This window comes from Terrabacter sp. NPDC080008 (genome assembly GCF_040702505.1).
In the GTDB taxonomy this organism is placed as follows: domain Bacteria; phylum Actinomycetota; class Actinomycetes; order Actinomycetales; family Dermatophilaceae; genus Terrabacter.
On sequence record NZ_JBFBLC010000001.1, the window covers coordinates 522,838 to 546,617 of the forward strand.

A 23,780-nucleotide genomic window follows, 5' to 3' on the forward strand; every position below is an offset into this window, starting at 1 on the left:
TCAGTTCTCCTTCGATGGGTGGGCTGGTGGGGGCGGCGGCGCGTGGAGCCGCCCGTCGGGTGAGCAGATGAGGTGGGCGACGAGCGCGGTCCAGCCGGTCTGGTGCGAGGCGCCGAGGCCGCGGCCGGTGTCGCCGTCGAAGTACTCGCTGAAGGTCGGGTGCTGTGTCCACAGCGGCCCGGTGCCCTGGTCGCGGGGGTGGCTCGGCGGCGGCCCGTCGGGAGTGCCCGGTGTTGGGCGGAAGAGCGTGACGAGGCGGCGCTGCAGCTCGTCGGCCACCTCGGCGAGGGTGGCTCGGCGCCCGGACCCGCGGGGCAGCTCGACGGTGACCGTGTCGCCGAGGCCGGCGGCGTGCCGGCGCAGGGCGCTGATGAGCAGCACGTTGACGGGCAGCCAGACGGGGCCGCGCCAGTTGGAGTTGCCGCCGAAGAGGCCGGTGCTCGACTCGCCGGGGTCGTAGCGGATGGTGAGCTCGCGGCCGCCGACCTGCTCGGTGAACCCGTCGCGGTAGGCCGCGGACAGCGACCGGATGCCGTGCGGCGAGAGCAGCTGCGACTCGTCGAGCATGACGTCGAGCAGGCGGGTCAGGCGCTGCGGGTCGACGAGCCGCAGCATCCGGTGCACGTCCGGATGCTTCGCGGTGCCGGCGATCGCGGCCATCAGCTCGGGCCGGTTGGCCTGCAGCCACGCCAGGTGCGTGTCGAGCTCGGGCAAGGCCTTGGTCGCCCACTTCGGCATGAGGTCGACGGCGAGCAGCGGCAGCAGCCCGACGAGCGAGCGCAGCCGCAGCGGGACGGTCTCGCCGGCGTCGCTGACGAGCACGTCGTAGAAGAAGCAGTCGGCGTCGTCCCACAGCGAGACGCCCATGCTGCCGAAGCTGCCCATCGCGTCGGCGATGCCGCAGAAGCGCTCGAGGAAGGTGGTGACGAGGTCGCCGTACGCGTCGTCGTGCCGTGCCAGCTCGAGCGCGATGCGCATCATCGAGAGGCTGTAGAACGCCATCCACGCGGTCGAGTCGGACTGCTCGAGCCGCCAGCCCGCCGGCACGTCGCGGGAGCGGTCGAAGAGGCCGATGTTGTCCATCCCGAGGAAGCCCCCGGCATACAGGTTGGTGCCGTCGGGGTCCTTGCGGTTCTGCCACCACGCGTAGTTGAGGAGCAGCTTGTCGAGGACGCGCACGAGGAAGGCGTGGTCGTGCGCGCCGTCGATGACGTAGACCTGCCACGCCGCCCACGCGTGGACGGGCGGGTTGACGTCGCCGAAGGCCCACTCGTATGCCGGGAGCGCGCCGTCGGGGCCCTGTGCCCATTCGCGGGTGAGCAGGAGCAGCTGCTCCTTGGCGAAGTCGGGGTCGACGTGGGCGAGCGTGACGCAGTGGAAGGCGAGGTCCCACGTGGCGAACCACGGGTACTCCCACTCGTCCGGCATCGAGATGACGTCGGCGAGGGCGAGGCTGCGCCAGGCGGTGTTGCGGGCGCCGGGTGCCGTGCGGCTCGGCGGCGGTGGGGGCTGGCCGGGGTCGCCCTCGAGCCACTCGCGGACCGAGTAGCGGTAGTGCTTGCGGCCCCAGAGCAGCCCGGCGAAGGCGCGGCGCGCGATGTGGTGGTCGGTGGCGTCGGCGCTCGCGGGGATGACGGCGGCGTAGAACTCGTCCGCCTCGGCCCGGCGAGTGGCAACGACGGCGTCGAAGCCGGTCGTGCTGGCGGCGCTCGTGTCGGCGCTCGCATCGGTGCTCGTGTCGGGGCTCGGGCGGGTGCTCGGGCGGGTGCTCGGGTCGTTGCTCTTGGCGGTGCTCGCGTCGGTGCCGAACGGGTCGTGGACGTGGGCCGCCCCGCGGAGCCGCAGGCGGAGCCGGACCGAGGCGCCCGGGGCGACGGCGTCCCAGGAGCGGACGATCGCGGCCTTGGTGCCCGTGTGGGCGGGGTTGAGGCCCGAGGTGTCGCCGTGGACGACGGCGCGGTCTATGCCGTCCTTGGGCCAAGGAGTGCGGCTCGCAGGGGAGCCGTAGAGCGCGACGTCGTCGGTCTCGTTGTCGCAGAAGAGGGCGCGCGCCTCGGGGTCGTCGACGTGGAGCCGGAGGGTGCCGAGGAAGGCATGGGCCGCCTCGAGGACCGGTCCGTGCGGTGCGGCGCCCGCGGCGTTGTCGCCGGGGCTGGTTGCCGCGTCGCCGAGGAGACGGATCGAGGGTGTGCGGTCGTCGCGGCCCCACGCCCAGGTGCTGCGGAACCACAGCTGCGGGACCAGGTGCAGGGGCGCCGGGTCGGGGCCGTGGTTGGTGGCGGTGATCTCGACGCAGATGTCGTCGGGGGCGGCCTTGGCGTGCGTCACGGTGATGTCGAAGAAGCGGTCGCAGTCGAGGACGCCGGTGTCGGCCAGCTCGTACTCCGGCTGGTCGCGGCCGCGGGCCGCGTTCTGCGCGACCAGGTCGGTGTAGGGGAAAGCGGCCTGCGGGTAGCGGTAGAGCGCCTGCGCGTAGGAGTGGGTGGGGGTGGCGTCGAGGTGCCACCAGTACTCCTTGGCATCCTCGCCGTGGTTGCCCTGCGGGTTCGTCAGGCCGAAGAGGCGCTCCTTGAGCCGCTTGTCCTTGCCGTTCCAGGCGGCGAGGGCGAGGTTCAGGAAACCGTGGCTGTCGCTGAGGCCGGCGATGCCGTCCTCGCCCCAGCGGTAGGCGCGCAGGTGGGCGTGGTCGAAGGGGAAGTAGGCCCAGGCGTCGCCGTCGGCGGAGTAGTCCTCGCGGACGGTGCCCCACTGCCGGGCGGGGAGGTAGGGGCCCCAGAGCCGCCAGTCGCCGTGGCCATCGCGCGCGGCGCGGAGGCGCTGGTGCTCCGCCGTGTCGGCCGCATCGTCACTGCCCCTGTGCACCATGGGGGCACCCTAGCCACGCAAACCCGTCAGAACCTGAGTCATTGCCCGAGCCGGGCGGGGGAATGGACAGCCGCAGGCTCGCCCGTGGCTGAGGACGACCCAGCGAGCTGCGCACTGCCTTTGGACATGCCCGTGACCCCGCCTGTGGTGGCGGGGTGTGGGGCGAGGTGGTCAGGTGTGCCAGGTGACGCCGAGGGCGGTGACGGTGGCGGTGAGGTCGCGTTCCTGGCACCGACCACGCATCGCTCCTCGGCGAGCGGTGGTTCTTCGGTCTGCTCAACATCCCGGTCGCCCGCGTTAGTACGAGGAGCGCAAGAAGCTGCTGGTGAGCAACCTGCTCCTCGCGCTGTGCGGCGACCAGCCGCCGTCGCCGGTGTTCAACGCGGGCTCCCTCACGGGTGAGCCGTTCCGTACGCTTGCCGCAGGCTTCCTCGACTGCCACGCCTCTCGGGGCGGGAAAGGCTCAACCGTGTTCCGTCTTCCCGAAGCGTGGGTGTGGGACTTCTGGACCGTCGACGACGGCGAGCAGTACCACCTGTTCTTCCTCTACGCGTCGCGGGCGCTGCACGACCCGCACGCCCGGCACTACCGGGCCTCGGTCGGGCACGCGGTGTCGCACGACCTGGTCAAGTGGGAGCGGGTCACGGACGCGCTCGTGCGCTCGGACGCGCCGGCGTTCGACGACCTCGCGACGTGGACCGGGTCGGTCGTGCGGCACCCCGACGGGCGGTGGTTCATGTTCTACACCGGCTCGACGCTCATCCCCGAGACGGGCGCGAACCGCCAGTCCATCGGGTATGCCGTCTCGGCCGACCTCTACGAGTGGCACAAGGCGCCCGGGCCGGTCCTGCACGCGGACGGGGAGCTCTACGAGACGTATGCGCCGCCGCCCGAGGGCAACTGGCACGACGAGGCGTTCCGCGACCCGTGGGTGCTGGCCGACCCGGACGGGGACGGGTGGCACATGTTGATCACGGCGCGGTCAGTGGCCGGCCCGGCGGGGGATCCGGCCGACCGGGTGGACCGCGGGGTCGTCGGGCACGCGTGGTCTGCTGACCTGGAGACGTGGGAGCTGCGGCCGCCGCTGTCCTCGCCGGGGCAGGGGTTCGGGCAGCTCGAGGTGATGCAGCCGTTCGTCGTGGATGGTCGGCAGGTGCTGCTCTTCAACTGCCTCGTCGGGGACATGCCGGAGGCGGCGCGCTCGGGTGGCGTGACGGGCGGGGTGTGGATCGCGGAGGCGGAAGGGCCGCTGGGGCCGTACGACATCGCCGGTGCCCAGGTGATCGAGGACCCGTCGCTCTACGTCGGGAAGTTCGTCACCGACCGCGACACCGGGGAGATGAAGTTCCTGGCGTTCGTCCATGACCGCGACGGCGCCTTCGTTGGAGAAATCACGGACCAGTATGCCGTGTCCTGGGAGGGTGACCGCCTCGCCCTCACGCCGGCGGTAACCCCGGTGCGACCCACAGGCAACTGAGGTCGCAAGAGTTACTTTTGTGATGCCAGGGGGACCGCTGTCTCAAGTGCTTCAGGCGGCTAAGCGAGGACCGGCGGATGCTCAGCGTTTCTTGCCCCGCGGTTGCAGCTCACGCAGAGCGCGCGGGCATTCTTTAAGGTCGTCGGCCCTCCCTGGTCCCACAGCACAATGTGATCGCCGTCCACGTCCTCTAGTGTCGGGAGGATTGCCTGGCAGTTCTCACAATGCTTGCCCGAACGATGCCAGAGTACCCATCGCTCTTCCAAGGTGAAAAGCCGGGTAGCGTCCTTGAGCTGCACATCCTGATTCTCCCTCAGGAATCGCTTGGTGAGTGTAGCGATCCTCGCCTCCATGCTCCCAGAGTCGTTCGTGCCCTGCTGCATCAGGCGGCCGAATTCGCTCAATTCAGCGTCGCGATCGTCCTCGTCCTTCAGCAGGTTATCGGAGCGCTCGTGGCGAAAAGAGACTAGGAATAGCTTGACTCTCGCCTTGAGGTCAGGGGCGCCGTACTGACGGAGTATCCAATTGCAGAATAGGTACATCAGCTGTGGGTAGGACTGTTTTGAAAGCTCAATATCGCCCTCATCGAACACCGGCGAGATTGCCTTAAGTCGATCTTCAAGCCGAGCGGCTAGCTTTCTCGCGTCAGCCTCGCTCAGTGACCTGTTGTCAAGGACAAATCTATCGAGGAACTTCTTCTTGAGGTCCACAACGACGAGGGATCGCGGCGCCTTGGCCGCCTCGTGCTCGAGGTACAGCAACTTGCACGCTACTTCGTAATGTGCGAAGCGAGTGTTCTTGAACTTCAGCTTCTTCGTAAAAAACTCATTCTTCGCCACTTCGCGAACGAGGCCGGACATAGTGCCTCCGAAAGCGTTGCGACTCTCGGCGGCATTCAACTTCTCGCCATTATTGAGACGCGAGAACAGCTCTTCAATGTCATCTAGTTCTTTGGTGTCGACTTCGACGACATCGAGCTTGCACTCCTTAAATATGTCTTTAGCATCTTGCGAGAACTCCGAGAACTTCTGGCCGCTTTTCGGAACATCGGATGCGCCGAGGCTTGCCGGGCCGGAATACGCAAAGTCTTCTGAAAGGCCGAACCCGTCCGCTAGGAATTCGAAAACCGTGCTGATCCGCTGCTTTCCATCTACTACTGCATGATCAAAGCCAGTCTCATCTCGGTCCAACTTATGCATGTAAATCTTCGGAATGTCGAAGTCGTTGAGCAGTGAATCGATGAAGAGTTGCTTTTTCGCGAGAGACCAGACGCCGCCCTCTCTCTGATACTCCGGGTTTAGATTGATCAGCTTCCGGTCACGGTTGAACCGGGAGACTGCGAACTCGGCACGGTTGGTCTTCACAAGTGACCAGGCTAGTCCCACTGGGGAGGTTGGCGCGCGCGGCCGGCTGGTACGACTCCCGCTTCCCGCCAGTACCAGCAAGTTCCAAGCGATGCCCAGCACCCAGGCCGATGATAAACGTTCTGAGGACCTGGTACGACGTCTCCCCCGCCGGTCTGGCCGGCGTCTCCGATTTGGGCTGGGCTGCTGAGGGACCCGAGCTGTGGAAGGGGCACGCACCGGGACATGCTGTGGCACGGAAAGTCAATGGCGAAGCGCTTGCCTGCAAAGCGAGGCCTGCCACGATAAGGCGGCTGGTCTAGCCTGAAGCATGCCGATCAACCACATTGCCTTCACCATTGGAAACGCCACCGCCGGAGCTGCGGCCGAGATTCGGCAGGTGGCGGCCATAGCGGAAGCGCTGCTCGCAGAACTTCGTCGCATCTCCGACGATATCGATCGCATCCATCGATGGAGAGCGAAGAGCGACGACATTCAAGCTACGTTCTTTGGATGGCTGGAGCAGTCCTACAAAGTAAGCATCGAAAAGACCGAAGGTTTCGAAGACACAACCACCCGTCACAACAGACCAGACGCCCAGATATGGCTCGACTCCTTGGGCACACGTCGAGTGCTCGTCGAAGTCGAGCGCGGAGGTACCGTTACCAACGGACATGATCTCAAGGACATGTGGAAGGCGCACTTGTCGCCGTTGGTTCAGCATTTGTTTCTTGTCGTTCCCAATACGATTGAGGCGGAGGACGGGACGCTGCGCAGCGATCAGGCCTTCTTGCGTTGCTCTGCCCGCCTGGGCAGTTTTTTCCAAAACTCCCGCACTGAGGTCGATGTGCTGAGCGTGCATCTTTTTGGTTATGGGGCAAACCCGGTGCCGCGAAGGACGTCGCCGCGTACCGGTGCTGCCGGCATAGCACAGGCGTGAATGCGGTCAACGGACCTAGAGAGATGCCTTCATAGGAGGCGCCGCGCTGATCTTGCCGGGACGGGAGCGAGATGCTGCCGGCCGTTCTCCGCTCCCGTCGCCGGACGGCCCCACGGGAGGCGCGATCATGAGATGGCCCGGGCTACCGTCTCTTAGAGTGGCTGCACCACAATGAAGGTATGGCTGACCACCTCAGCAAGGCGGGTCGATCGCGGAACATGGCCGCGATCAGATCCAAGGACACTAAGCCTGAACTGGCTCTGCGGGCGGCGCTGCGCGCTGCCGGAGCGACGGGGTACCGCCTGCACCGCAAGGACATCCCGGGCCGGCCCGATGTGACCTTTATTCGATGGAGGGTTGCCGTGTTCGTTGATGGCGTGTTCTGGCACGGCCACCCCGACTACTGGGATCCCGCGAAGGCTGCGTCGGACTACTGGCGGTTGAAGATCGCCGGCAACATTGAGCGAGACCGCGCTGCGGATGCGGCACTCGCTAACCTCGGCTGGCGCGTCGTCCGTGTTTGGGATATTGACGTCCGTGAGCACCTGGAGGAATGCGTGCAGGAGATAATGGGCGCTCTCCGCGACGCCGGTAAATCGCTCCCGCCAACTGAGTAGCCGCCAAAATATGTCAAGGAAGATCTACCAGAGTGGGAGCTGGTCCGAGACTTCGCTTCCCAGCACGGGTATCCCAGGGGATATGACCTCGGCTGGAATGTCCAGTTTGCACGACGCCCAGCTCCCGAAAAGGCTGGTATCGCGCGATACATTCTCTGCGATCCATTTGCTCGGCACAGAACCGATCCCGCGTACCTGCAAATCGGCGGTCAAGCTCACTGCAACGAGCACCCAACTCTCATCGCGCCGCATCACGCTGTATTCGTGACGTGAAAGGTAGGCCGTGAACCGGCCGAGTCGTGTTGTGCTCTTCACCTCGAGGTGGCCGGTCACCTCTCCCCAGGTGAAGGCGATGTCGTAGCCGAAGCCATCGGACCAAGTCGAGACGTGATCGACCTGCCCGTCGGTGCTGTTCCTGAGCAAAGTCACCAAGCCGGCCTCACCTGCTGCGCCCACTCGCTCACGGGCTGCGGCGTCGACCTTGCCCCAGCTGGCAACGAGTTGCTCGTATACCCCGTTCGGGTCTAGGCCTAGCGTCTCACCGGCACAGATGATGTCCGATGGCAGTTCGTCGGGCGACTGCACAAGTTCGTCGGCATCCTGGATCCAAGGTGGAGGGGCCTTCTCGAAGATCGCGCTCAGAATCTGGTTAGCCGGCGGGGCCGGTGAGCCATCATTTAGCAGCAGCCCGACGTCGCGCACCCAGGCCAGTGCGGTCGCATACTGTGTGGGAGTCAGGTCGCTGTAGCGCGCGTGGGTCGTAAGCAGGGCCTGGGCACGAGGGATCCCTCCACTCGACGGAAGGATGTCCAGCCAGCGCTTTGCGGCAAGCAGAATCGGTTCAGGCGGAAGGCGCACGCAAATGACCCATCAGTGCTTGCAGGTCGCCGGGGTCCAGGCCGCCGCCCACCGCAGGCTCCTCGTCAAGATCGGCAAGCTGCTGCACCGCAGGGTCATCCAGGATCCCGCCCATAAACGTCAGTTTGTCAGCGAGGCGTGACGCCACTATCTCGTCGATAGTTCCCTCTGAGACTAGGACCGTTATGCGAGTGGTGGTGTCGTGACTGAGGCCCAGGCGGTGAATGCGGTCGAGACTCTGAAGGAAGCGCCCGGCAGCAAAGTCCCTGTCCACGTAAACAGCGTCGTGGCACTCGTGATGCAGGCTGATGCCTTCGCCGAGCGTGGCGGGGTTCGACAGTAGGACCATGCAACCGGGATCGGTTTGGAAGCGCAGGATCTGTTCTTCGCGGTCCGGGGTGCCTCCGTGCACTATGGCAGGCTCGAACTGGGCAAGTATCCGCTGAAGCGTGTTGAGGCTACGAATGAACGTCGACCACACCAGCGTTTTTCGCCCTTCCGCCGCGTTGTTTCGTACTATCGCGAGTACCTCTTGGTACTTAGGGGACATCTCATATGCGGGAAGGTCTTGCATCAGCTGGTACAGGGAGGAGCGCTTCGGCACCGGAAGGGGAGGGACCTGGTAGGCAAGCGGTTCATACCTTGTGGTTCCGACCGCAAGTAGAGCGGGGCTGGTGGCCGCCATAAGCATGTATACCAAGATCCGCCCAAGCGCCTGGAAGTCGCCTTCAGACCCTGATGCCCTGGCGGAAAACTGGCCGACAAGCGCTTCGTAGATCTCGGCATGCAGGGGCGGGAGCGGTATCAGCCGTTGCGTCGTTTCCACGGGCGGCAAATCCAGTTCGCCCTTGGTTGTTCGTGTGAAGAGAGGCATGAGCGTCCGGCTGGCGGACGAGAGGTCGCCACCGTTGACCGCACTAAGGACGCTTTGCCGACCGGTGCCCGGCCAGACGAATCCAAATAGATTCTCAAGGTCCCTGACGCCGTTTGGGGCAGGGGTGCCCGTCAGGATAAGCCGTCGCCGGCTGCGGGGGCCGAGGGCAAGACATGCCGCCCCATACGCCCCGTTTGCGCCGAGTTTCATTCGGTGAGCCTCGTCAAGAATGATCATGGAGGGCCGGTCGGTAAGCCAGCGACCAAGAGTACCGACCATGTTCGGTAGGCGCTCATAGTTCACGATGACAGCGTCCGAGGTGCCTGCCGGAACGCCGTCGGCTATCTCCATGGCCAGAGGCTTCTCCAGGCACGCGGTGTTTTCGTACTGCCACGCGCTGTAGCTCGACTTCGGTCCTACGATCAGCAGCCGCTCAATCCCATCTCCACGGCGCAGTGCCTGGAACACGGCCAGGCCAACCCTCGTCTTCCCGGCGCCTGGCACGGAGAAATTGGCTCCATGCCGAAGAGACAGCAGCTTGGCGATGTCCCTTTTCTGGAACCAAGTGAGATCTCCGCTCCATCCGGCACCAAGGAGGCCGCGAACGGACCCTGGGCTCACCCGTCCTGGCGAGTGCGGGCTCTCCAGTTGGCTGGAGACAGCCTGGGCGTCATGCAGGGAGTCGACCACGAGCGCCTGCAGGTGGGGGTCCCACACGACGTCACCATCCGCAGTGTGCGGCCAACCGGCCAGAATCGCGAGATTGGTAAGGAGGTCGTCGAGTTCCACCTCGATGCTGCCCGGTGAGCGCTGGGTACTCGACTGGAAACTCACCGCCAGCCGACGAAGGTCACCCTCCAAACCCGGACGCGCGATTAGCCGCGCGCGCGTCACCTCCGAGGTGAGGCCGACGGTGAGGCTAGGGCCGTCGCTCGTCGTCACTTGGAGCGGACGGCCTCGAGGAGCCAGGCAACACCCTCGCCCGGCACTGGGAACGTCCGCCCGGCTTGTCGGGCGAGGCTTCCGAGGCTGTCACGGAGCACTATGAGCGCATCATCGAACGCCTCTTCGTCCAAGGCGCGCTTGGCCTTGGCCCCGGCAAATTCGGCCGAGCACTGGTTGATGTAGTCCGCGGCGTCGGTCAGGCGTTCGGGTACTGCGGTCTGCCGTTTGACCAGTTCCGCATTCTGCCCTGCAAGCTTCACTGCGACGTCGAAGGTGTCACGAGCCTGCTTCATCACCGTGGACGCTCTTGCTACCTCCTCGGGCGTCGAGGTCTTGCCGTCAGAGGCAACAGCTTTTGCGCGGAGCAACTGATTCGTCAGCGCCTCTACGGCGGCGGAGTCACTGCGCTGGCTCGGCAAAGTCACCCCCGGAATGCCTGGCACGGAGACCGGCGCCGTGGCGTGCGCCTGAGGTTTGAGATTCTCAGGGAGGCGGCTCTCGAGGTAGCGCGAATGAAAATCCGCCTCGGCGAGGCGCAAAGACGTTTTTGGATAGTCGAGGACCACCATCGCCAGTCGCGATTGCATGAGGCGCTTGGCTGCATCCGGGTCCGTTTTGGCGAGTTTGGCATAGTCCCGGTGGAGTTCGCGCAGCTTTTCCTGGTGCTGCTCGAAGTCGATCAGTCTCAGGGAGGCTCCATCTTCTGTTTGGCTGCGAGCGATCGCCTCCAGGATGAGGGAGTAGACCCACCGATCACGTTGCAGGGTCGCCAGCTTGATGTTGAAGTCTTTGGCAACGTCGGCCTCCGACCGTCCGCGCCCGAGCTCCTCATCGATCGCGATGAGACGGTTGATGTACGAGTAGTCGCGCCGTCGATCCTTGCGGAGCTGCAGAGTGAGCTCGACGTTGTTGATGTCCTGGCGTGACGTGTCATCGGGGAGGACACCGACCCTGATGTTCTGCTCGCCCAAGTCCATTAGCGCGGCAGCGCGGGTGTTGCCGTCTACGAGAATCCCATGCGGGCTCACGATGCCCGGTTCGCGCTGCCCCACGTCGTCAAGCTCGTCCATGAGCGCGGTGTAGTCCGGGTCAGTCTGGTCCGGGTTGGCAGGCCTCTGCCGGAGCAGATCATGTAGGTAGTTCTGAGCCGCCTCCCCCCACGGGTTCTCCTCTATCGCTTGATTCCGCTCCGGGTCGAGCGTGCGCTGAGCGCGGATGCGGTGAGTGTCCGGGTTGAAGTAGAGCATGTCGACTGGCATTGAGATCACGTACAAATGGCGCGGCTCGCCGCGCCAATCGATGGTGACCTTCGCTCCCTCCTCGGCCATCGCCTGCTTCAGGCGCTGGCTGATAACGGCCTTGATCTCGTCCCCCCTGGGAGGGATGCCGAAGCCAGACATGGGTGTGCTCCTTGGGCTCTGAAACAGCAAGCTGGGATGAATGCCTCAGCATCATCGCAAACTGGCCGGGCGCACGGCCGAACGTGACTAGGGTGAGTCGCCGACACATGGGAGTATCAAGCGTGAAGCAGCCAGCATGGGATGACCCAGCCTTGACAGCGGGAACGATGGTTCGCGGGGCATTGTGGCTCGTTGAGGTCGTGGGAGAAGGCGGCACGTTCACGAAGAACCAGCTTCGGGAAGCCTTCCCTGGCATCTCGCAAATAGACCGCCGCATTCGGGACTTGCGCGACTACGGCTGGGTCGTGCTTTCGAACACCGAGGACGCAAGCCTGCTCGCGGAGGACCAGCGCTTCGTCAAGGCAGGGGTCCCCGTTTGGGACCCAAAGGCACGGCGAGAGGCCGCGCCGCAGAAGGCTATCTCGAGCAAAGAGCGGCAGAGCGTGCTGGCCCGCGACGACTACATGTGTACTCTGTGCGGCATCGCGGGCGGCGAGGCGTATCCCGACGACTCCGTGATGACGGCCGTGCTAGCCGTATCTCGCCGCAGGGTGACAGGGCTTGAGGGGCGTGAGGTCGAGGCCCTCGTGACCGAGTGCAAGCGCTGTAGGGCCGGACGCGACGACCACCCCATCGATGCGACGGCCGCTGTCGACGCTGCAAGAGGACTGGGACCAGGAGAACTCCGTCGGCTTTTGCGATGGATTGAGCGGGGACGACGAGGAGCCACCGAACTCGATCGCGCTTGGGCCGCGTACCTCCGCGTCCCTCCAAACCATCGACACGAGGTCGCTAGCCGAGTCAAGAAGATGCTGTAGCCGAAATCCAGCGAGCGTTCAGGCGGCGTCCTCGGCGTCCAGGCGGTGCTGGTTTCTCGCCCAGCTGGGTTCAAGCGCATCACGTATCGCCATGCCGACAGCGCGCGCGACGGGCGGCGGAAACGCATTCCCCATAGTCTTGTACGCGTTGGTCTTTCTGAGGACTTCGTCGATCTTCCACGTGTCGGGGAAGCCCTGGATTCGGGCAGCCATCCGGACGGTGAGCTTGAACGGCTTGTCTTTGGGCCAGCCGGGGGCAGGCGCATCGCCGTGATTCGCGAGCCCCAGACCGTCAACTCCTAGACGGAGCCATTGGGCACGCGCCCGCGTCGGCCCAAGGTCAGCACCGCCATGCTTCTCGCTCCCACCGACAAGAGTTGGCGCAATGGTGGTTGCAACTGTCTTGGCCCAGTGCTCTGCGTGCTCCCACCCCTTGGCTCTCACTAAGTCTTCCAACGCGGCCCCGACCGTGACGCGCGAACCAGGAGGTGTTATCGGCTCTGGCCACTGGAACCGGTCGCGGTCCTCGGCGTCGCGGAAGGCAACAAGAATGGAACGTGGGCGCAGCTGCGGCACACCGAAATCGGCAGCATAGATGAGTTTCCAAACGGGATCTCGATACCCAAGCGACTCCAGCCGATCAATGGTCTCCTGCCGCCACCCAGCGAACTTGTCATCCATGAGGCCGCGTACATTCTCGAACATCGCCGCTCGAGGCCGCACCTCTTCGACCATCCGGAGAGCATCGGGCCAGAGGTTGCGGCTGTCCGACGCGCCCAGCTGCTTACCCGCCTTGGATGCGGGCGTGCACGGCACGCCGCCGGCCACGAGGTCGATGTCGTCATTGCTGAACTCAGTGAAGTCGACCGCGCGCACGTCGTTGCGCTCGATGCGCCAGCCTGGCTCGTTCGCCTCCAGGATCTGACACGCCGGTTCCCAATACTCGACAAGGAGCTTGTGCTCGTAGCCTGCCTGCTCGAGACCGAGCGCCTGCCCGCCAGCGCCAGCGCAGATCTCGATGGAGGTCAAAGGTCGGCCAGTCATGGGCGTAGCCTACGGGCCCCTAGGGACAATCCAGCGCGCCACACCGTCGAACGCTTGTTCTATGCGGTTCAGTGAGCGCTAGCTCACGCGGGGTCCGCGCGACGTCGCGAAGCCGGTGCGGAGGGCGCCTGTCATGTGCGCTAGCGTCTGCCGGTGCCACCGAGACAGCCTGCAGTAGCGCCGGGTTCCCTGTGTCAGCCGGACGCCCGGAGGGGGGTTCAGCCGGTGGCGCACGTGATCTCACATCCAGATGACGATGCGCAACTGCAAGCCGTCTATGCGTGGCTGGTGGCCCGGCCGCTCGAGGAGCTGCTCTGCACGGCCGCTGATGAAGCCATTAAGTATGTCTTGGACGGACCGCGCACGTGGCGATTCAACCTCTTGGATCCCAAAGTCGATTCAGACGAACGGTCGTCCGTAGGCACGAAACTGCAATATCACGTTATCGAGCGCTTGGGTCTCGAGAAGGTTCCTCCGCTCGACACAAGCATTGTCGGTGTGGCGGTTGAAATCAAGGGGACAGTCCGTAACTCTACGGCGCCCTGGATGATCCCGCGTGAGGGCCAGTGCCAGGTGACGCTGCTAATTCGCATCGATCCGAGGGGCAACAAGTTCGCTGCGTGGCTAATGCGGACACATCGTGCCTGGCTGACCGGGGGAAAGGGAAATCAGGACCTCAAGCGGGCACCCCTTGCGGCTGCCTTTCACGCTTACGCGCTACCACTAGTGACGTGGGCGGACCTGCCTCCTCAGCCTCTGACACTTCTAACGCGCGAACAAATCCAAGTTGTCTTTGGGCCGAGTGGATTGCGTAAGCGGGCGACAGCCCTCTTCACCTATCTGCCCGACGTGGTCATCCCACGGTCGTCATTAGCGACCGTCGGCGCGGGATTAGACGATCCGATGAAGCGCCTAAGGGAAGCGAAGTCGACTCTTCGGCAAGAGCATGACCTCATCGTCCTCGTAGGAAAGTGGGTAGAGGAACGCGAGATGGCCGGTGCCTTTGGGCACGTGCTCGGCCCTGGCGACTGGGTGGCAGTGCCAAGAGCCCGCTTCGCTCAACGCGGCCTCGATGTTCCGCCGGCCCGAAGCAACGACTGACGAAACGGCACTCGGCGGCGCGCGTGCCCAGCGATCCGAAGTGTGGACGTTGCGGCTCGCCCGTTTGGCCGCGCACGGCAGCCCAGGACCAAAGCACGGACGCAGAGTTGCGCTAATGTGTCGCCAGCCGTAAGCGCATGTGCCAGCCGTACCGACCCGAGCGGACCTACGATGCCCCCTGAAACTCGCCCGAAGAGGGATGACGAGCTGCGCGACCAGATTATCAAGAGCCGGTCGGGAGACGCCGTACATACGGCGCTTGAAACGGACGCCCAAGTCATCGCACGAGTAACAGACGGCATTTATAGCCAGCCGGCCTCTGCATTCCGCGAGCTAATTTCCAATGCCTTTGATGCTGATGCAACGGAAGTCGTCATACAGACTGATAGGCCTAGGTTTCAACGCATAACGATCAGTGACAACGGAAACGGGATGGGGCCCGAAGCCGTGGCGCATCTTGTGCGGCATATTGGCGGCAGTGCAAAAAGGTCTTCGGAGGGCGCCGAGCTTGGAATCACGCGCAGCAAGGAGGACCCCCTTTTCAGTCCTGGGGGCCGACGGCTTATCGGTAAGGTCGGTATCGGCCTATTCTCCGTAAGCCATCTAACGCAAAGCTTTCAGATCATCACCAAGGTGGCGGGCGTGCCATGGCGAACGGTCGCGTCCATTCGCTTACGCCAGTACTCCGAAAATACAAACCACGTGGAAGGTGATCCGTACGAGGCTGGTCTAGTTACCATATGGCAGGAGCCCGCCAGCGACGTAGCGGCCAAGGGCACGACTATCGTCCTCAATGGGCTGAAACCTGCGGCGCGAGAGACACTGCGAAGCGCGCCAACTTGGCTTGCCGTTTCCCGAGGGCATCGAGAACCTCCACGCTTCCACGTGGGTGCGGTGAACTCCGAGCGTGATTATGAGCTAGCTGGCGGTGCGGCCGGAAGGCCTCGGCTTCCGTGGGATGTCGGTGATACACCCGATCGGGCCTTCTCTCGCTTTGTTGACGCGATATCCGAGCCGAATGTGGGAGGCCAGCGCAACCCGCAGCTAAACGACTTGCTCGACTACTACTTACGCATGGTTTGGCAGCTCAGTTTGGCCGCGCCGCTTCCCTACGTCGCAGAGCACCCATTCGACAGCGTTATCGATGGTTCACGTCGTTATATTTTCTCGGGCGCCGGACCCGGGGCCGCCGAACTGCAGCTACAGGAGAGGCCAATCCGCCAGGTGGCGAATTGGCCTGAGGCAATCGGCGTATCCAACGACTTCAAAGTGATCTTCGATGACTTGGAACTCAGGCGGCCTTTGAAGTTTAGTGGCTTGGCGGAGACGTCTAATGCCGTCAAGACGCCCATGATATTCGCAGGGCACCTTCGGGACGAGTTCGCCCACATGCCTCTCGAAAGCAGCGGCGGTCCCCTGGAGTTCTATGCGTACCTCATGTGGATGCCGAAGGTGATTCCCGTGGATGATATTGGGAGTCTGATTCGTATCCACGGAGCGAGCGGGTCGGGGTTTGATGAGACCTTCCTCAAATACCAAGTTGCTGAAACTACCCGGCTGAAGCAGATAACCTGTGAGATTTTCGTTGTTCAAGGTCTCGAGGGTGCCCTTAACATTGACCGCGAGTCATTCAACTTCTCGCATACCCACGTAGTTCGGCTAACTAACTGGTTGCACACCGCGCTTAGCCGCGCCATTGGTACCCAAAAGAACGTGGCAAGCGTGCTGCGTCGGCAACAGCGCAGTCGTGATGCAGAGCGACAACTAGACGTGCTAGAGCAGGTCGTTGAAGACTTCTGGAACCAAGTCCTAGGCTCAGATGCTGATAGCCCCATTCCCCCGGTCGTCTGGAGTGACGGATCCTTGGGAGAGGAACACCAAAGCGGTTCATCAGCAGAGGCGGACGCCATACGCCTCTCGCGGCTAGAGGTTCTCAACGCACCAAGACACTCCAAAAAGGCCCAGCGCGCCGAGTCCCAGATGGGCGCTATTGCGCAAGTCCTCGCAGCAATGAACTTACTTGAGGATCTCGACGAGGAGCAAGTGAGCCTCCTGATGGCTTACCTCGCCAAGATCGTGATGGTGGGCGAATGACAGAGTTCGAGGGGGAAGAGGGCTTTCCGCTTCCAGATGAGGTCGCTTACCAAGAAGCTGAGTTTGTATACAGCCACCCTGATCGACCCATTCGCAACAAGTTTTTGCCTTGGCATCGGCCACGAAAGCAGTATGTGCGCGAGAAGCAATGGACGAACGCAGTTGCGGACGTGATGAAAGATCGAGACCAGGCCGACAAGCTGAAATACATCGGCCTTCCTGGAATCGACCTGCTCGACCTGCGTCAGATCTTACGAACGGTTTGCGAGCCGACTGGCCGAAAGTTGCAGTACATAGGCTTCGATCTTATCGCTGGAAGTGCTTCTCCTGACGCCACAGAATTGAATATCTCGCAGAGCGAACTGGATGCGCGTGCCTGTGTACATCAGCCGTCTGGAGTTCGCCCTGACGACCTGCGCTACGTCGGTAAGCGCTCCACGGGTGCATGGAAGGCGGTTCGAGAGTTCGGCCATGTCGACGTTGTCAATTTCGACTTGACTACTACGTTATTTGATGGCCCGCCGTACGAGGAAGTCTCATACCTGGCGGCCTTGAAGGAAGTGCTTGCCCTTCAGGCCGGTAACCCGAGACCGTGGGTCCTGCTTCTGACCACTAAGGTCGACCGTCAGGATATGAATGACCAGGCTGTAAATCCTCTACTCGCGCGCTTTCGCGACTCTCTTGCAGAATGTCCGGAGCTGGAGGCGATCATCGCTGAGTCAGGTGTGCGCCTCCCGGAAGATATGCACTTAGGAACCTGGGACGCCAAAGCCCTAAGGGTGAGCATTTTGTCGGCCATGCTTCAGTGGATTCATGGATTAGTTAACGGTGGCGCCATGGCGGCGAGGGTGCGCCTGTCCTCGTGTTTCTTCTACACCAGCTTCACCACTGGGGGTTCGATCGACATGGTGAGCATGGTGATCCGCTTCAATCCGCAGCCCACCGACCTCGACGACGCTGTTTTTGTGGACCGGGGGGAAGATGAATGCAATGACGTGTCTAGTCCGATGGACGACACGTGCAGTCAATTTGCTTCGCACTATCAACGCATTGCGAATGGTGCCGATATAGATAAGCGCATTCAGGAGGATGCGACGCTTCGTTCCGAAATGGTTAGGCTCGCTGCTGACCTCTTAGAAGAGGCTCGGTACTCACGTCCGGACTTCTTAGAGTGGGCGGAGACGCAATCATCCTAGTCTTCATGGTGCGTCTCGGACGTCTAGGTTTCACAAGGGGGTAGGCCGTCGTCGGTCCCGTGGACCCAATAGCTCAGCATCAGCCCGTTGGGCATCAGCACTGGTCCGACACTGTCCTGTTCAGCGACTGATCACCAAGCCGCGCATCAGAGGAGCGAACGTCACGAGCGGAAGAGCGGGAGCATCGGGCCTGGGACGACTCAGACACTGCTCCCCTCAGCGGAGCAGTGTCTGAGGGGCCGAGAGGGGACGGGTGGACCCGACCGCTCCGTCCCGCCTCACATGTCTTGGTCGGGCGTCTCCTCCGTCCCGATCACGTGCATGACCGCGTTGATCAGCGCCAGGTGCGTGAAGGCCTGCGGGAAGTTGCCGAGGTGCCGCCCGGTGTGGACGTCGATCTCCTCGCCGTAGAGCTCGAGCGGCCCGGCGAACGACAGCAGCTTCGCGCACAGCTCGTGCGCCCGCTTCGTCTCGCCGATCTCGCACAGCGCTGACACCAGCCAGAACGAGCAGATCGTGAACGTCCCCTCCTCGCCGGTGAAGCCGTCGTCGGTCTCGTCCACCCGGTACCGCAGCACCAGCCCGTCGACGGTCAGCTCGTCCGCGATCGCCAGCACAGTCGTGCGGATCCGCGGGTCGTTCCGCGGCAGGAACCGCACCAGCGGCGCCAGCAACAGTGACGCGTCCAGCGCGTCAGTGTCGTAGTGCTGCACGAGCACCCCACGCGAGTCGACGCCGTGGGCGAGGATGTCCTCCTTGATCTCGTCAGCGGCCAGCTGCCAGGTGGCCGCCTCCGCCGACTGCCCGATCATCGAGGCCAGCCGCGCGCCGCGGTCGACCGCGACCCAGCACATGATCTTCGACGACGTGAAGTGCTTGAGCTCGCCGCGCACCTCCCAGATGCCGGCGTCCGGCTCGCGCCACCGCTTCAGCGCGGCCTCGACCTGCTTGCCGAGGATCGGCCAGATCCGTCCGTCCAGGTGGTCGGCCACCTTCGAGTGCAGGTAGACCGAGTCCAGCAGCGCGCCCCACACGTCGTGTTGGACCTGCGCGTGCGCGGCGTTGCCGACGCGCACGGGGATGGACCCGGCATACCCAGGCAGGTGGTCCAGCGTCGTCTCGGTGAGGTCACGCTCCCCGCCGATCCCGTACATGATCTGCAGGTCGTCGTCCCGCTCGGCCACGTCGGCGATGAACGAGAAGAAGTCCACTGCCTCCCAGTCGAACCCGAGCGAGTACATCCCCCACAGCGCGAACGTCGCGTCCCGGATCCACGTGTAGCGGTAGTCGTAGTTGCGCGCCCCGCCGAGCGTCTCCGGCAGCGACATCGTCGCAGCCGCGGCGATCGCCCCGGTTGGCGAGTACGTCAGCCCCTTGAGGGTCAGGGCGCTGCGCTGCAGGTAGCTGCGCCACGGGTGGTCGGGGAAGCGGCCTCGCGCGAGCCAGTGCTGCCAGTGGTGCGCCGTCCACTCGAGCCGGTCGTGCGCCTCCTTGCTCGTCGTCGGCGGCGGCACCGCGCCCCACGACAGCGCCACGAACCGCTCGTCGCCCTCCTTGAGCAGCGTGCGCGCCGTCGCCTGCCCGCCCTCGAAGCCGAGCCGGAAGTCCGTCGTCAATGTCAGCCGCAGATCTACGCCCTCGGCCATCGCCTCGCCCTGGTGGTAGCCGCGGTCGGTGTAGTCCCACCGCACGTGCTTGCGCCCGTAGTCGAGCACCGGCTCGCACTCGAGCACCGTCTGCACCTCGCCCGACACGCACCGCACCGTCCGCAGCAGCGTGTGCTCCGCGTCGTAGTCCATCGGCGTGCGCCGGTGCTTGGCCGACACCCCTTCGTCGTGGTGCCACGGCCCGATGAGCAGCACGTCGCGCACGATGATCCAGCCCGTAGGCGTGCCCCAGCTCGTCTCGAGGATGTTCGTCCCCGGCAGGTAGCGCCGCGCCGTCGGCACGCTGATGTCCGACGGCCCGAGCTGGAAGCGTCCCGCGTGCCGCCCCAGCAGCGCGCCGAAGACGCTCGGCGAGTCCATCCGCGGCGCGCACATCCAGTCGATGTCGCCGCCCGGCGCGACGAGCGCCGTCACCTCGCCGTCCGCCAGGAACCCGTAGTCCGCGATCGGCACCGTCTTCACGTGCCCCATCGGCGCCGGCTGGGTCGGCGCCTCGACTGCTCCGTCCATGCCACAGCCTTACCCGCCGCGTCCCCACAGGCAAGAGTGAGTATGCCGTCCGCTGCCGTATGCCGTCCCGCGCGCTCACGCTCACGCCCGCCGCACGATGAGCGCACGTCCACTGCAAGAGTCCCGCAAGCGTCGGTGATTCCGCCCGTCCGGGCCGTGTCACGGGCGTGGACTGGGGGTAGACGTCAATCGACGGGGAGAACTTAGGCGGTTGGCCCGTTGCGGTACGTGAACCGTCACCCGGGGCCCGGGCTCGCATTCGCGGGGCGGGCCCCTTCACCACCCCGGACCTCGACCGGGGGCGCCGGCCGGGTCAGTCCCGGTTCTCGGACTGCGGGTCAGGCGACCGGAGAAGCGAGATGTTGCCGGGCAGCTCGAGGCTGTCGAGCCAGGCGTCCGAGCCCACGCCGTGCTGCTGAGCGCGCCGGAGCAGATGGCCGTTGGCCGCGCGCCGCGCGTAGCCGGGCTCGTGCACGGCGCCGCTGATGTGCTCGCCGGGCTCGAGTGGCTCACCGCTCGAACGCCGCCGCTCGATGGCCTTGACCTCCCGCTTCATGCGAGCGTTGAACTCCCGCTGGTTGTCGTAGGCGGCCACGAGGACGTGGCGGCGCTCGGACCGCTGCGGGTCGAAGCGGTAGTGGAACACCAGGAAGCGCTCGATCGTGTCGTCGTCAGGGTCGACCTCGGCCACGACGACAGACTAGGGATCGACCGCGCCTCAGCGGGCGAACTCAGCCGACCCGCAGGGCGGCCAGCGGCGTGCGGGCGGCGCTCAGGCGACGGCGATGTCGACGAGCAGCTCGTGCGCGAGCCGCTCGAGGTCCGCCCGCAGTGCGCTCGTGTCCGAGCCGACCGGCACCCGCACGACGACGTGCGCCTCGAAGAGCAGGCCGCCTGCCATCGGCGCCTCGCGGGTCCCCGTCGTCATCGTCTCGATCGACAGCTCGTGCCGGCTCAGCACCGACGACACCTCGCGGACGATGCCCGGGTTGTCGTTGCCGAGCAGGTCGAGGGTCAGCCGCTGCGCGCCCTCGCCGTCCGCGACCACGTCGACGTCGGCGCCCGGGTGGGTCGTCACCTCGAGCAGCCCCTCGAGCTCCTTGAGGGCCGTCGTCAGCTCGTCGGCGCGCTCGGCCGGCACGCCGACGACGACGATGCCGGCGAACTTCCCGGCCAGCTCGGCCAGCTGGCTGTCCTCCCAGTTGCCGTCGTGCGCGGTGACGACGTCCGCGAGAGCACTGACGAGGCCGGCGCGGTCGTCGCCGATGACGGTGAGCACGAGTCGAGGCACGCTCGCAGCCTACTGACCCGGCCCCGTCGCGTCCCGCGCGAACGCCCGGAACGCGACTCGGCGGCATACGCAATCTCGCGTATGCCGCCGAGCGGGGTCATCGAGTGATCAGCAGCCCGTGGCCGGTGCCCGGAAGCCCGGGAACGGGTTGAGGTCGCCCATCAGGGTGTAGCGCCCACCGGGGCTCTTCTGGTTGGCCTCGGAGCCGGTGTGGTTCGACGGCTGGCGCAGGAACCAGGGCAGCAGCGCCTCGTCCTCGGGGTGGTAGTAGCCGTCCGCGCTCTGCGAGCCGTCCGGGTTCGCACCCTGGCGGAAGGTGTTCGTGCCCATGGCGAAGCCGATCGAGACCACCGGGTCGCCGGTCTCGAGGTCGGTCGTGCAGCCGTACTGCGGCGCCGTCGGCGTCACCCACGGGTTCACCGTGTTGTTGACGAACGGGTCGTCAGCCCACTCCGCGATCTCGTGGCTCACCGCGTGGATGTCCTGCAGCGCCCAGTTGGCCCCGGTGTCCGAGTGGAAGTAGAAGCCGGGACGGACGTACGAGGCCCACGCGAACGTCTGCACGGCAGCGTTGCCCTGGGTGTGCGTGCTGCCGCCGCCGTTGCCCACGGCCCGGGTGCCGTGGTAGCCGATGATGCAGCAGTCGGTGAGCGACTTGCCGGTGTGCAGGAAGACGTCGTCGGTCAGGTAGAGCGGCAGGTGCGTCGGGTCGGCGCTCTGCTCGAGGTTGTTGATCTGCGAGGACCACCAGCCCACGTCGATGCTCGCCCCGATCACGCCGTGCCTCGTGATCAGCCCGCCCTGGTTCTGCGGGACGTTGATCGTGACCGACGGGTGGACGACGGGCTTGAGGCGCAGGTGGTAGCTGTTGCTCGCGCCGTTCTGGGCGAACTGCGCGCGCATCGTCGCGTCCTGCAGCTGGAGCGGCACCCCGGCGTCCTCCTGCGAGAGCGCGCCCCCGTCGCCCTTGGCGAACTTGTCGTTCGTCGCGGCAGTCGTGCTGCCGTAGTCGTTCTCGGTGAACTGCGGCGAGGCGAGCGTCGCCTTGACCACGTCGTTGCCGTTGTAGGTCTGGCCGCCGATGTTGACGATGATCGGCGTGATGTCGACCGGGATCGTGACGTCGCAGGCAGCACCGGTGCAGCCGTGCGGGTTGGCGCCGACCATGTTGTAGCCGTAGGTGACGCCGTTGGACGGGTCGGTCATGGACCCGTGCCAGTGCGGGATGGTCCGGGTCGTCGGCAGGACCGAGGCCCCGCCGATGGTGATCGACCGCGCCGTCAGCTGAGCGTCGCTGATCGGCGTGGGCGCGGTCGAGCCGGTGGAGGTGGTGTTGTGCGTGCTGGCGGTGGCAGCTCCGCCTGCCGCCAGGACCAAGGCGCCGGCGGCAAGGGCCGCCGTCGTCAGGGTGCGGATCGTCATGAATTTGGCTCCGTCCATGGGTGTGTGGAACTGGCCCCCGATGGCGGGAAATGTAGACCGATGGCTCTCATGACGAGTCTTGTCCGGCACAGGAACTTTGCGCGCGCGGAGCGTGCTGAGCACGGCTTGCAGGGAACTCACATGGCTTTGGCATCCGGCACTCAGCCGAGCCATGCCTGCCCTTGACCGTGAGGGAGAGCGTGAGGGAGGCCGGACCGGGTGTGCCCGCTTCTTGAGTCCACCCGGCCCGGCCGAAGGGATGGCCGCCGGTCAGCTGGCGGCCAGGTCCCCGACTCGCTGACCTCGCTCGTCGGGGTGCTCGGGGGAGGGGTTGTCCTCGTCGGGCCCCTCGGGGTCGTCCGGAAGGTCGGACGGGCGGCGCTCGGCCAGGCCCGCCATGCCCCAGCGCACGGCCGCCGTGCCGACGTGGCCGAGCGGGCGCGCGACGAGGGACGACACGAGGTCGGGCACCGGCAGGCCGAGCATCTCGCGTGCCCAGCCGGGCAGGAGGGAGACGCCGCCGGAGGCGAGGGTGCCGTAGCCGGGGCGAGCGTAGAAGGGCAGCGGCGGGTCGAGCAGCAGGAACCGTGCCGCCTCGCGGGCCGCCGGGGTGGTCTCGAGCTCGGGGCGGTAGGAGTCGAGGGTTTCGCGCAGCTCGGCGACCGACTGCGGCGGGTTGCGCACGCCGAGGAGCGCCGCCGGGATGCCGGCCTGGCTGACGTAGACGTCGGCCTCCGCATCGGTCAGCGGGGTGTCGCCGAAGGTCTGGTAGCCGCGCAGGAACGAGTCGATCTCCGCCGCGTGCACCCACATCAGCAGGTGCGGGTCGTCGGCACGGTAGGGCCGGCCGAGGTGGTCCTTGCCGCGCACCCGCCGGTGGATCGAGCGGACCATCGCGATGGCCTCCTCGGCGTGCTCGATCGTGCCGAAGGTCGTCGTCGCGAGGTAGTGGCTCGTGCGCTGCAGCCGCCCCCACGGGTCGCTCTTGTAGCCGCTGTGGCCCGCCACACCGGCCATCGCCATCGGGTGGAGCATCTGCAGCAGCAGCGAGGTGATGCCCGCCGGGAACATCGAGGCGTCGGCGTGCACGCGCCACACCGGGTCCTCCGGCGTGAACCACCGCTCGCCTTCGGCGCCCCAGATGCGCTGCGCGCGGGCCGGGGCGTCGTCTCCGGCGACCTTGCTACGCAGCATCAGCCCGAGCTGGCGTTGCACCAGCCGGGCTCCGACATGGGGGCTCATGCCGAAAACGGTAAAGCCAACGTTGGACATCCGGGAAACAATCTGTCCAACGTTTGAGCTGGATCGGCGGATCGGT

The 23,780-nt window shown here is 65.2% G+C and carries 18 protein-coding genes; 7 read left to right on the forward strand and 11 right to left on the reverse strand.

The features are described 5' to 3' along the window. The gene (locus AB0316_RS02460; RefSeq protein ID WP_366270155.1) at window positions 1–2,865 is read right to left on the reverse strand and encodes a glucosidase; all 2,865 of its coding nucleotides are present in this window, start codon (window positions 2,863–2,865) and stop codon (window positions 1–3) included. A 325-nt stretch (window positions 2,866–3,190) separates the two neighbouring features. Between AB0316_RS02460 and AB0316_RS02465 the strand changes: the two genes are divergently transcribed. Beyond that, on the forward strand, window positions 3,191–4,342 hold the full coding sequence (locus tag AB0316_RS02465) for a glycosyl hydrolase family 32 (RefSeq protein ID WP_366270156.1): 1,152 nt from the start codon (window positions 3,191–3,193) through the stop codon (window positions 4,340–4,342). A gap of 59 nt (window positions 4,343–4,401) precedes the next feature. On the opposite strand, the gene AB0316_RS02470 is transcribed toward AB0316_RS02465, so the two are convergent. Then, entirely contained in the window at window positions 4,402–5,706 is a 1,305-nt protein-coding gene (locus tag AB0316_RS02470; RefSeq protein WP_366270157.1) for a DUF262 domain-containing protein, read from the reverse strand. Window positions 5,707–6,016: 310 nt separating this feature from the next. Between AB0316_RS02470 and AB0316_RS02475 the strand changes: the two genes are divergently transcribed. Both AB0316_RS02475 and vsr read left to right on the forward strand, forming a co-directional pair. Continuing rightward, complete coding sequence (locus AB0316_RS02475; RefSeq protein ID WP_366270159.1) at window positions 6,017–6,625, forward strand: hypothetical protein; 609 nt, start codon at window positions 6,017–6,019, stop codon at window positions 6,623–6,625. A 179-nt stretch (window positions 6,626–6,804) separates the two neighbouring features. After that, window positions 6,805–7,242 carry a DNA mismatch endonuclease Vsr gene (gene vsr / locus AB0316_RS02480; protein ID WP_366270161.1) on the forward strand — a complete coding sequence of 146 codons (438 nt, stop codon included), beginning with the start codon at window positions 6,805–6,807 and terminating at the stop codon, window positions 7,240–7,242. A 24-nt stretch (window positions 7,243–7,266) separates the two neighbouring features. Here vsr and AB0316_RS02485 read toward each other — a convergent pair whose 3' ends face one another. The 3 genes from AB0316_RS02485 to AB0316_RS02495 form a co-directional block, all read right to left on the reverse strand. Further along, window positions 7,267–8,100: a DUF3883 domain-containing protein gene (locus tag AB0316_RS02485; protein ID WP_366270162.1), complete on the reverse strand. Its 834-nt coding sequence runs from the start codon at window positions 8,098–8,100 to the stop codon at window positions 7,267–7,269. Beyond that, window positions 8,084–9,763, reverse strand: a complete 1,680-nt coding sequence (locus AB0316_RS02490) for a DEAD/DEAH box helicase (protein WP_366270164.1) — start codon at window positions 9,761–9,763, stop codon at window positions 8,084–8,086. The genes AB0316_RS02485 and AB0316_RS02490 overlap by 17 nt, the downstream gene beginning before the upstream one ends. Window positions 9,764–9,912: 149 nt before the next feature. Next, complete coding sequence (locus tag AB0316_RS02495; protein WP_366270165.1) at window positions 9,913–11,319, reverse strand: ParB N-terminal domain-containing protein; 1,407 nt, start codon at window positions 11,317–11,319, stop codon at window positions 9,913–9,915. A 122-nt stretch (window positions 11,320–11,441) separates the two neighbouring features. On the opposite strand from AB0316_RS02495, the gene AB0316_RS02500 reads away from it, so the two are divergent. Next, window positions 11,442–12,137 carry a hypothetical protein gene (locus AB0316_RS02500; RefSeq protein WP_366270167.1) on the forward strand — a complete coding sequence of 232 codons (696 nt, stop codon included), beginning with the start codon at window positions 11,442–11,444 and terminating at the stop codon, window positions 12,135–12,137. A gap of 18 nt (window positions 12,138–12,155) precedes the next feature. On the opposite strand, the gene dcm is transcribed toward AB0316_RS02500, so the two are convergent. Further along, the gene (gene dcm, locus AB0316_RS02505; RefSeq protein WP_366270169.1) at window positions 12,156–13,181 is read right to left on the reverse strand and encodes a DNA (cytosine-5-)-methyltransferase; all 1,026 of its coding nucleotides are present in this window, start codon (window positions 13,179–13,181) and stop codon (window positions 12,156–12,158) included. A gap of 225 nt (window positions 13,182–13,406) precedes the next feature. Here dcm and AB0316_RS02510 point away from each other — a divergent pair, with 225 nt between their 5' ends. The 3 genes from AB0316_RS02510 (at window position 13,407) to AB0316_RS02520 (ending at window position 17,572) form a co-directional block, all read left to right on the forward strand. Beyond that, window positions 13,407–14,282 carry a NaeI family type II restriction endonuclease gene (locus AB0316_RS02510; protein ID WP_366270171.1) on the forward strand — a complete coding sequence of 292 codons (876 nt, stop codon included), beginning with the start codon at window positions 13,407–13,409 and terminating at the stop codon, window positions 14,280–14,282. A 171-nt stretch (window positions 14,283–14,453) separates the two neighbouring features. After that, the gene (locus AB0316_RS02515; RefSeq protein WP_366270173.1) at window positions 14,454–16,376 is read left to right on the forward strand and encodes an ATP-binding protein; all 1,923 of its coding nucleotides are present in this window, start codon (window positions 14,454–14,456) and stop codon (window positions 16,374–16,376) included. Next, window positions 16,373–17,572, forward strand: a complete 1,200-nt coding sequence (locus tag AB0316_RS02520) for a hypothetical protein (protein WP_366270174.1) — start codon at window positions 16,373–16,375, stop codon at window positions 17,570–17,572. The genes AB0316_RS02515 and AB0316_RS02520 overlap by 4 nt, the downstream gene beginning before the upstream one ends. A gap of 278 nt (window positions 17,573–17,850) precedes the next feature. Here the strand turns inward: AB0316_RS02520 and AB0316_RS02525 are convergent, their stop codons facing one another. From AB0316_RS02525 to AB0316_RS02545, 5 genes are all read right to left on the reverse strand, one after another. After that, on the reverse strand, window positions 17,851–19,749 hold the full coding sequence (locus AB0316_RS02525) for a glycoside hydrolase family 15 protein (RefSeq protein ID WP_366270175.1): 1,899 nt from the start codon (window positions 19,747–19,749) through the stop codon (window positions 17,851–17,853). A 313-nt stretch (window positions 19,750–20,062) separates the two neighbouring features. After that, on the reverse strand, window positions 20,063–20,440 hold the full coding sequence (locus AB0316_RS02530; protein WP_366270177.1) for a hypothetical protein: 378 nt from the start codon (window positions 20,438–20,440) through the stop codon (window positions 20,063–20,065). A gap of 81 nt (window positions 20,441–20,521) precedes the next feature. Beyond that, entirely contained in the window at window positions 20,522–21,040 is a 519-nt protein-coding gene (locus AB0316_RS02535; RefSeq protein ID WP_366270178.1) for an ACT domain-containing protein, read from the reverse strand. A 108-nt stretch (window positions 21,041–21,148) separates the two neighbouring features. After that, window positions 21,149–22,462 carry a hypothetical protein gene (locus tag AB0316_RS02540; protein ID WP_366270179.1) on the reverse strand — a complete coding sequence of 438 codons (1,314 nt, stop codon included), beginning with the start codon at window positions 22,460–22,462 and terminating at the stop codon, window positions 21,149–21,151. A gap of 270 nt (window positions 22,463–22,732) precedes the next feature. Next, window positions 22,733–23,704, reverse strand: a complete 972-nt coding sequence (locus AB0316_RS02545) for an oxygenase MpaB family protein (RefSeq protein ID WP_366270181.1) — start codon at window positions 23,702–23,704, stop codon at window positions 22,733–22,735. Window positions 23,705–23,780: the final 76 nt, after the last annotated feature.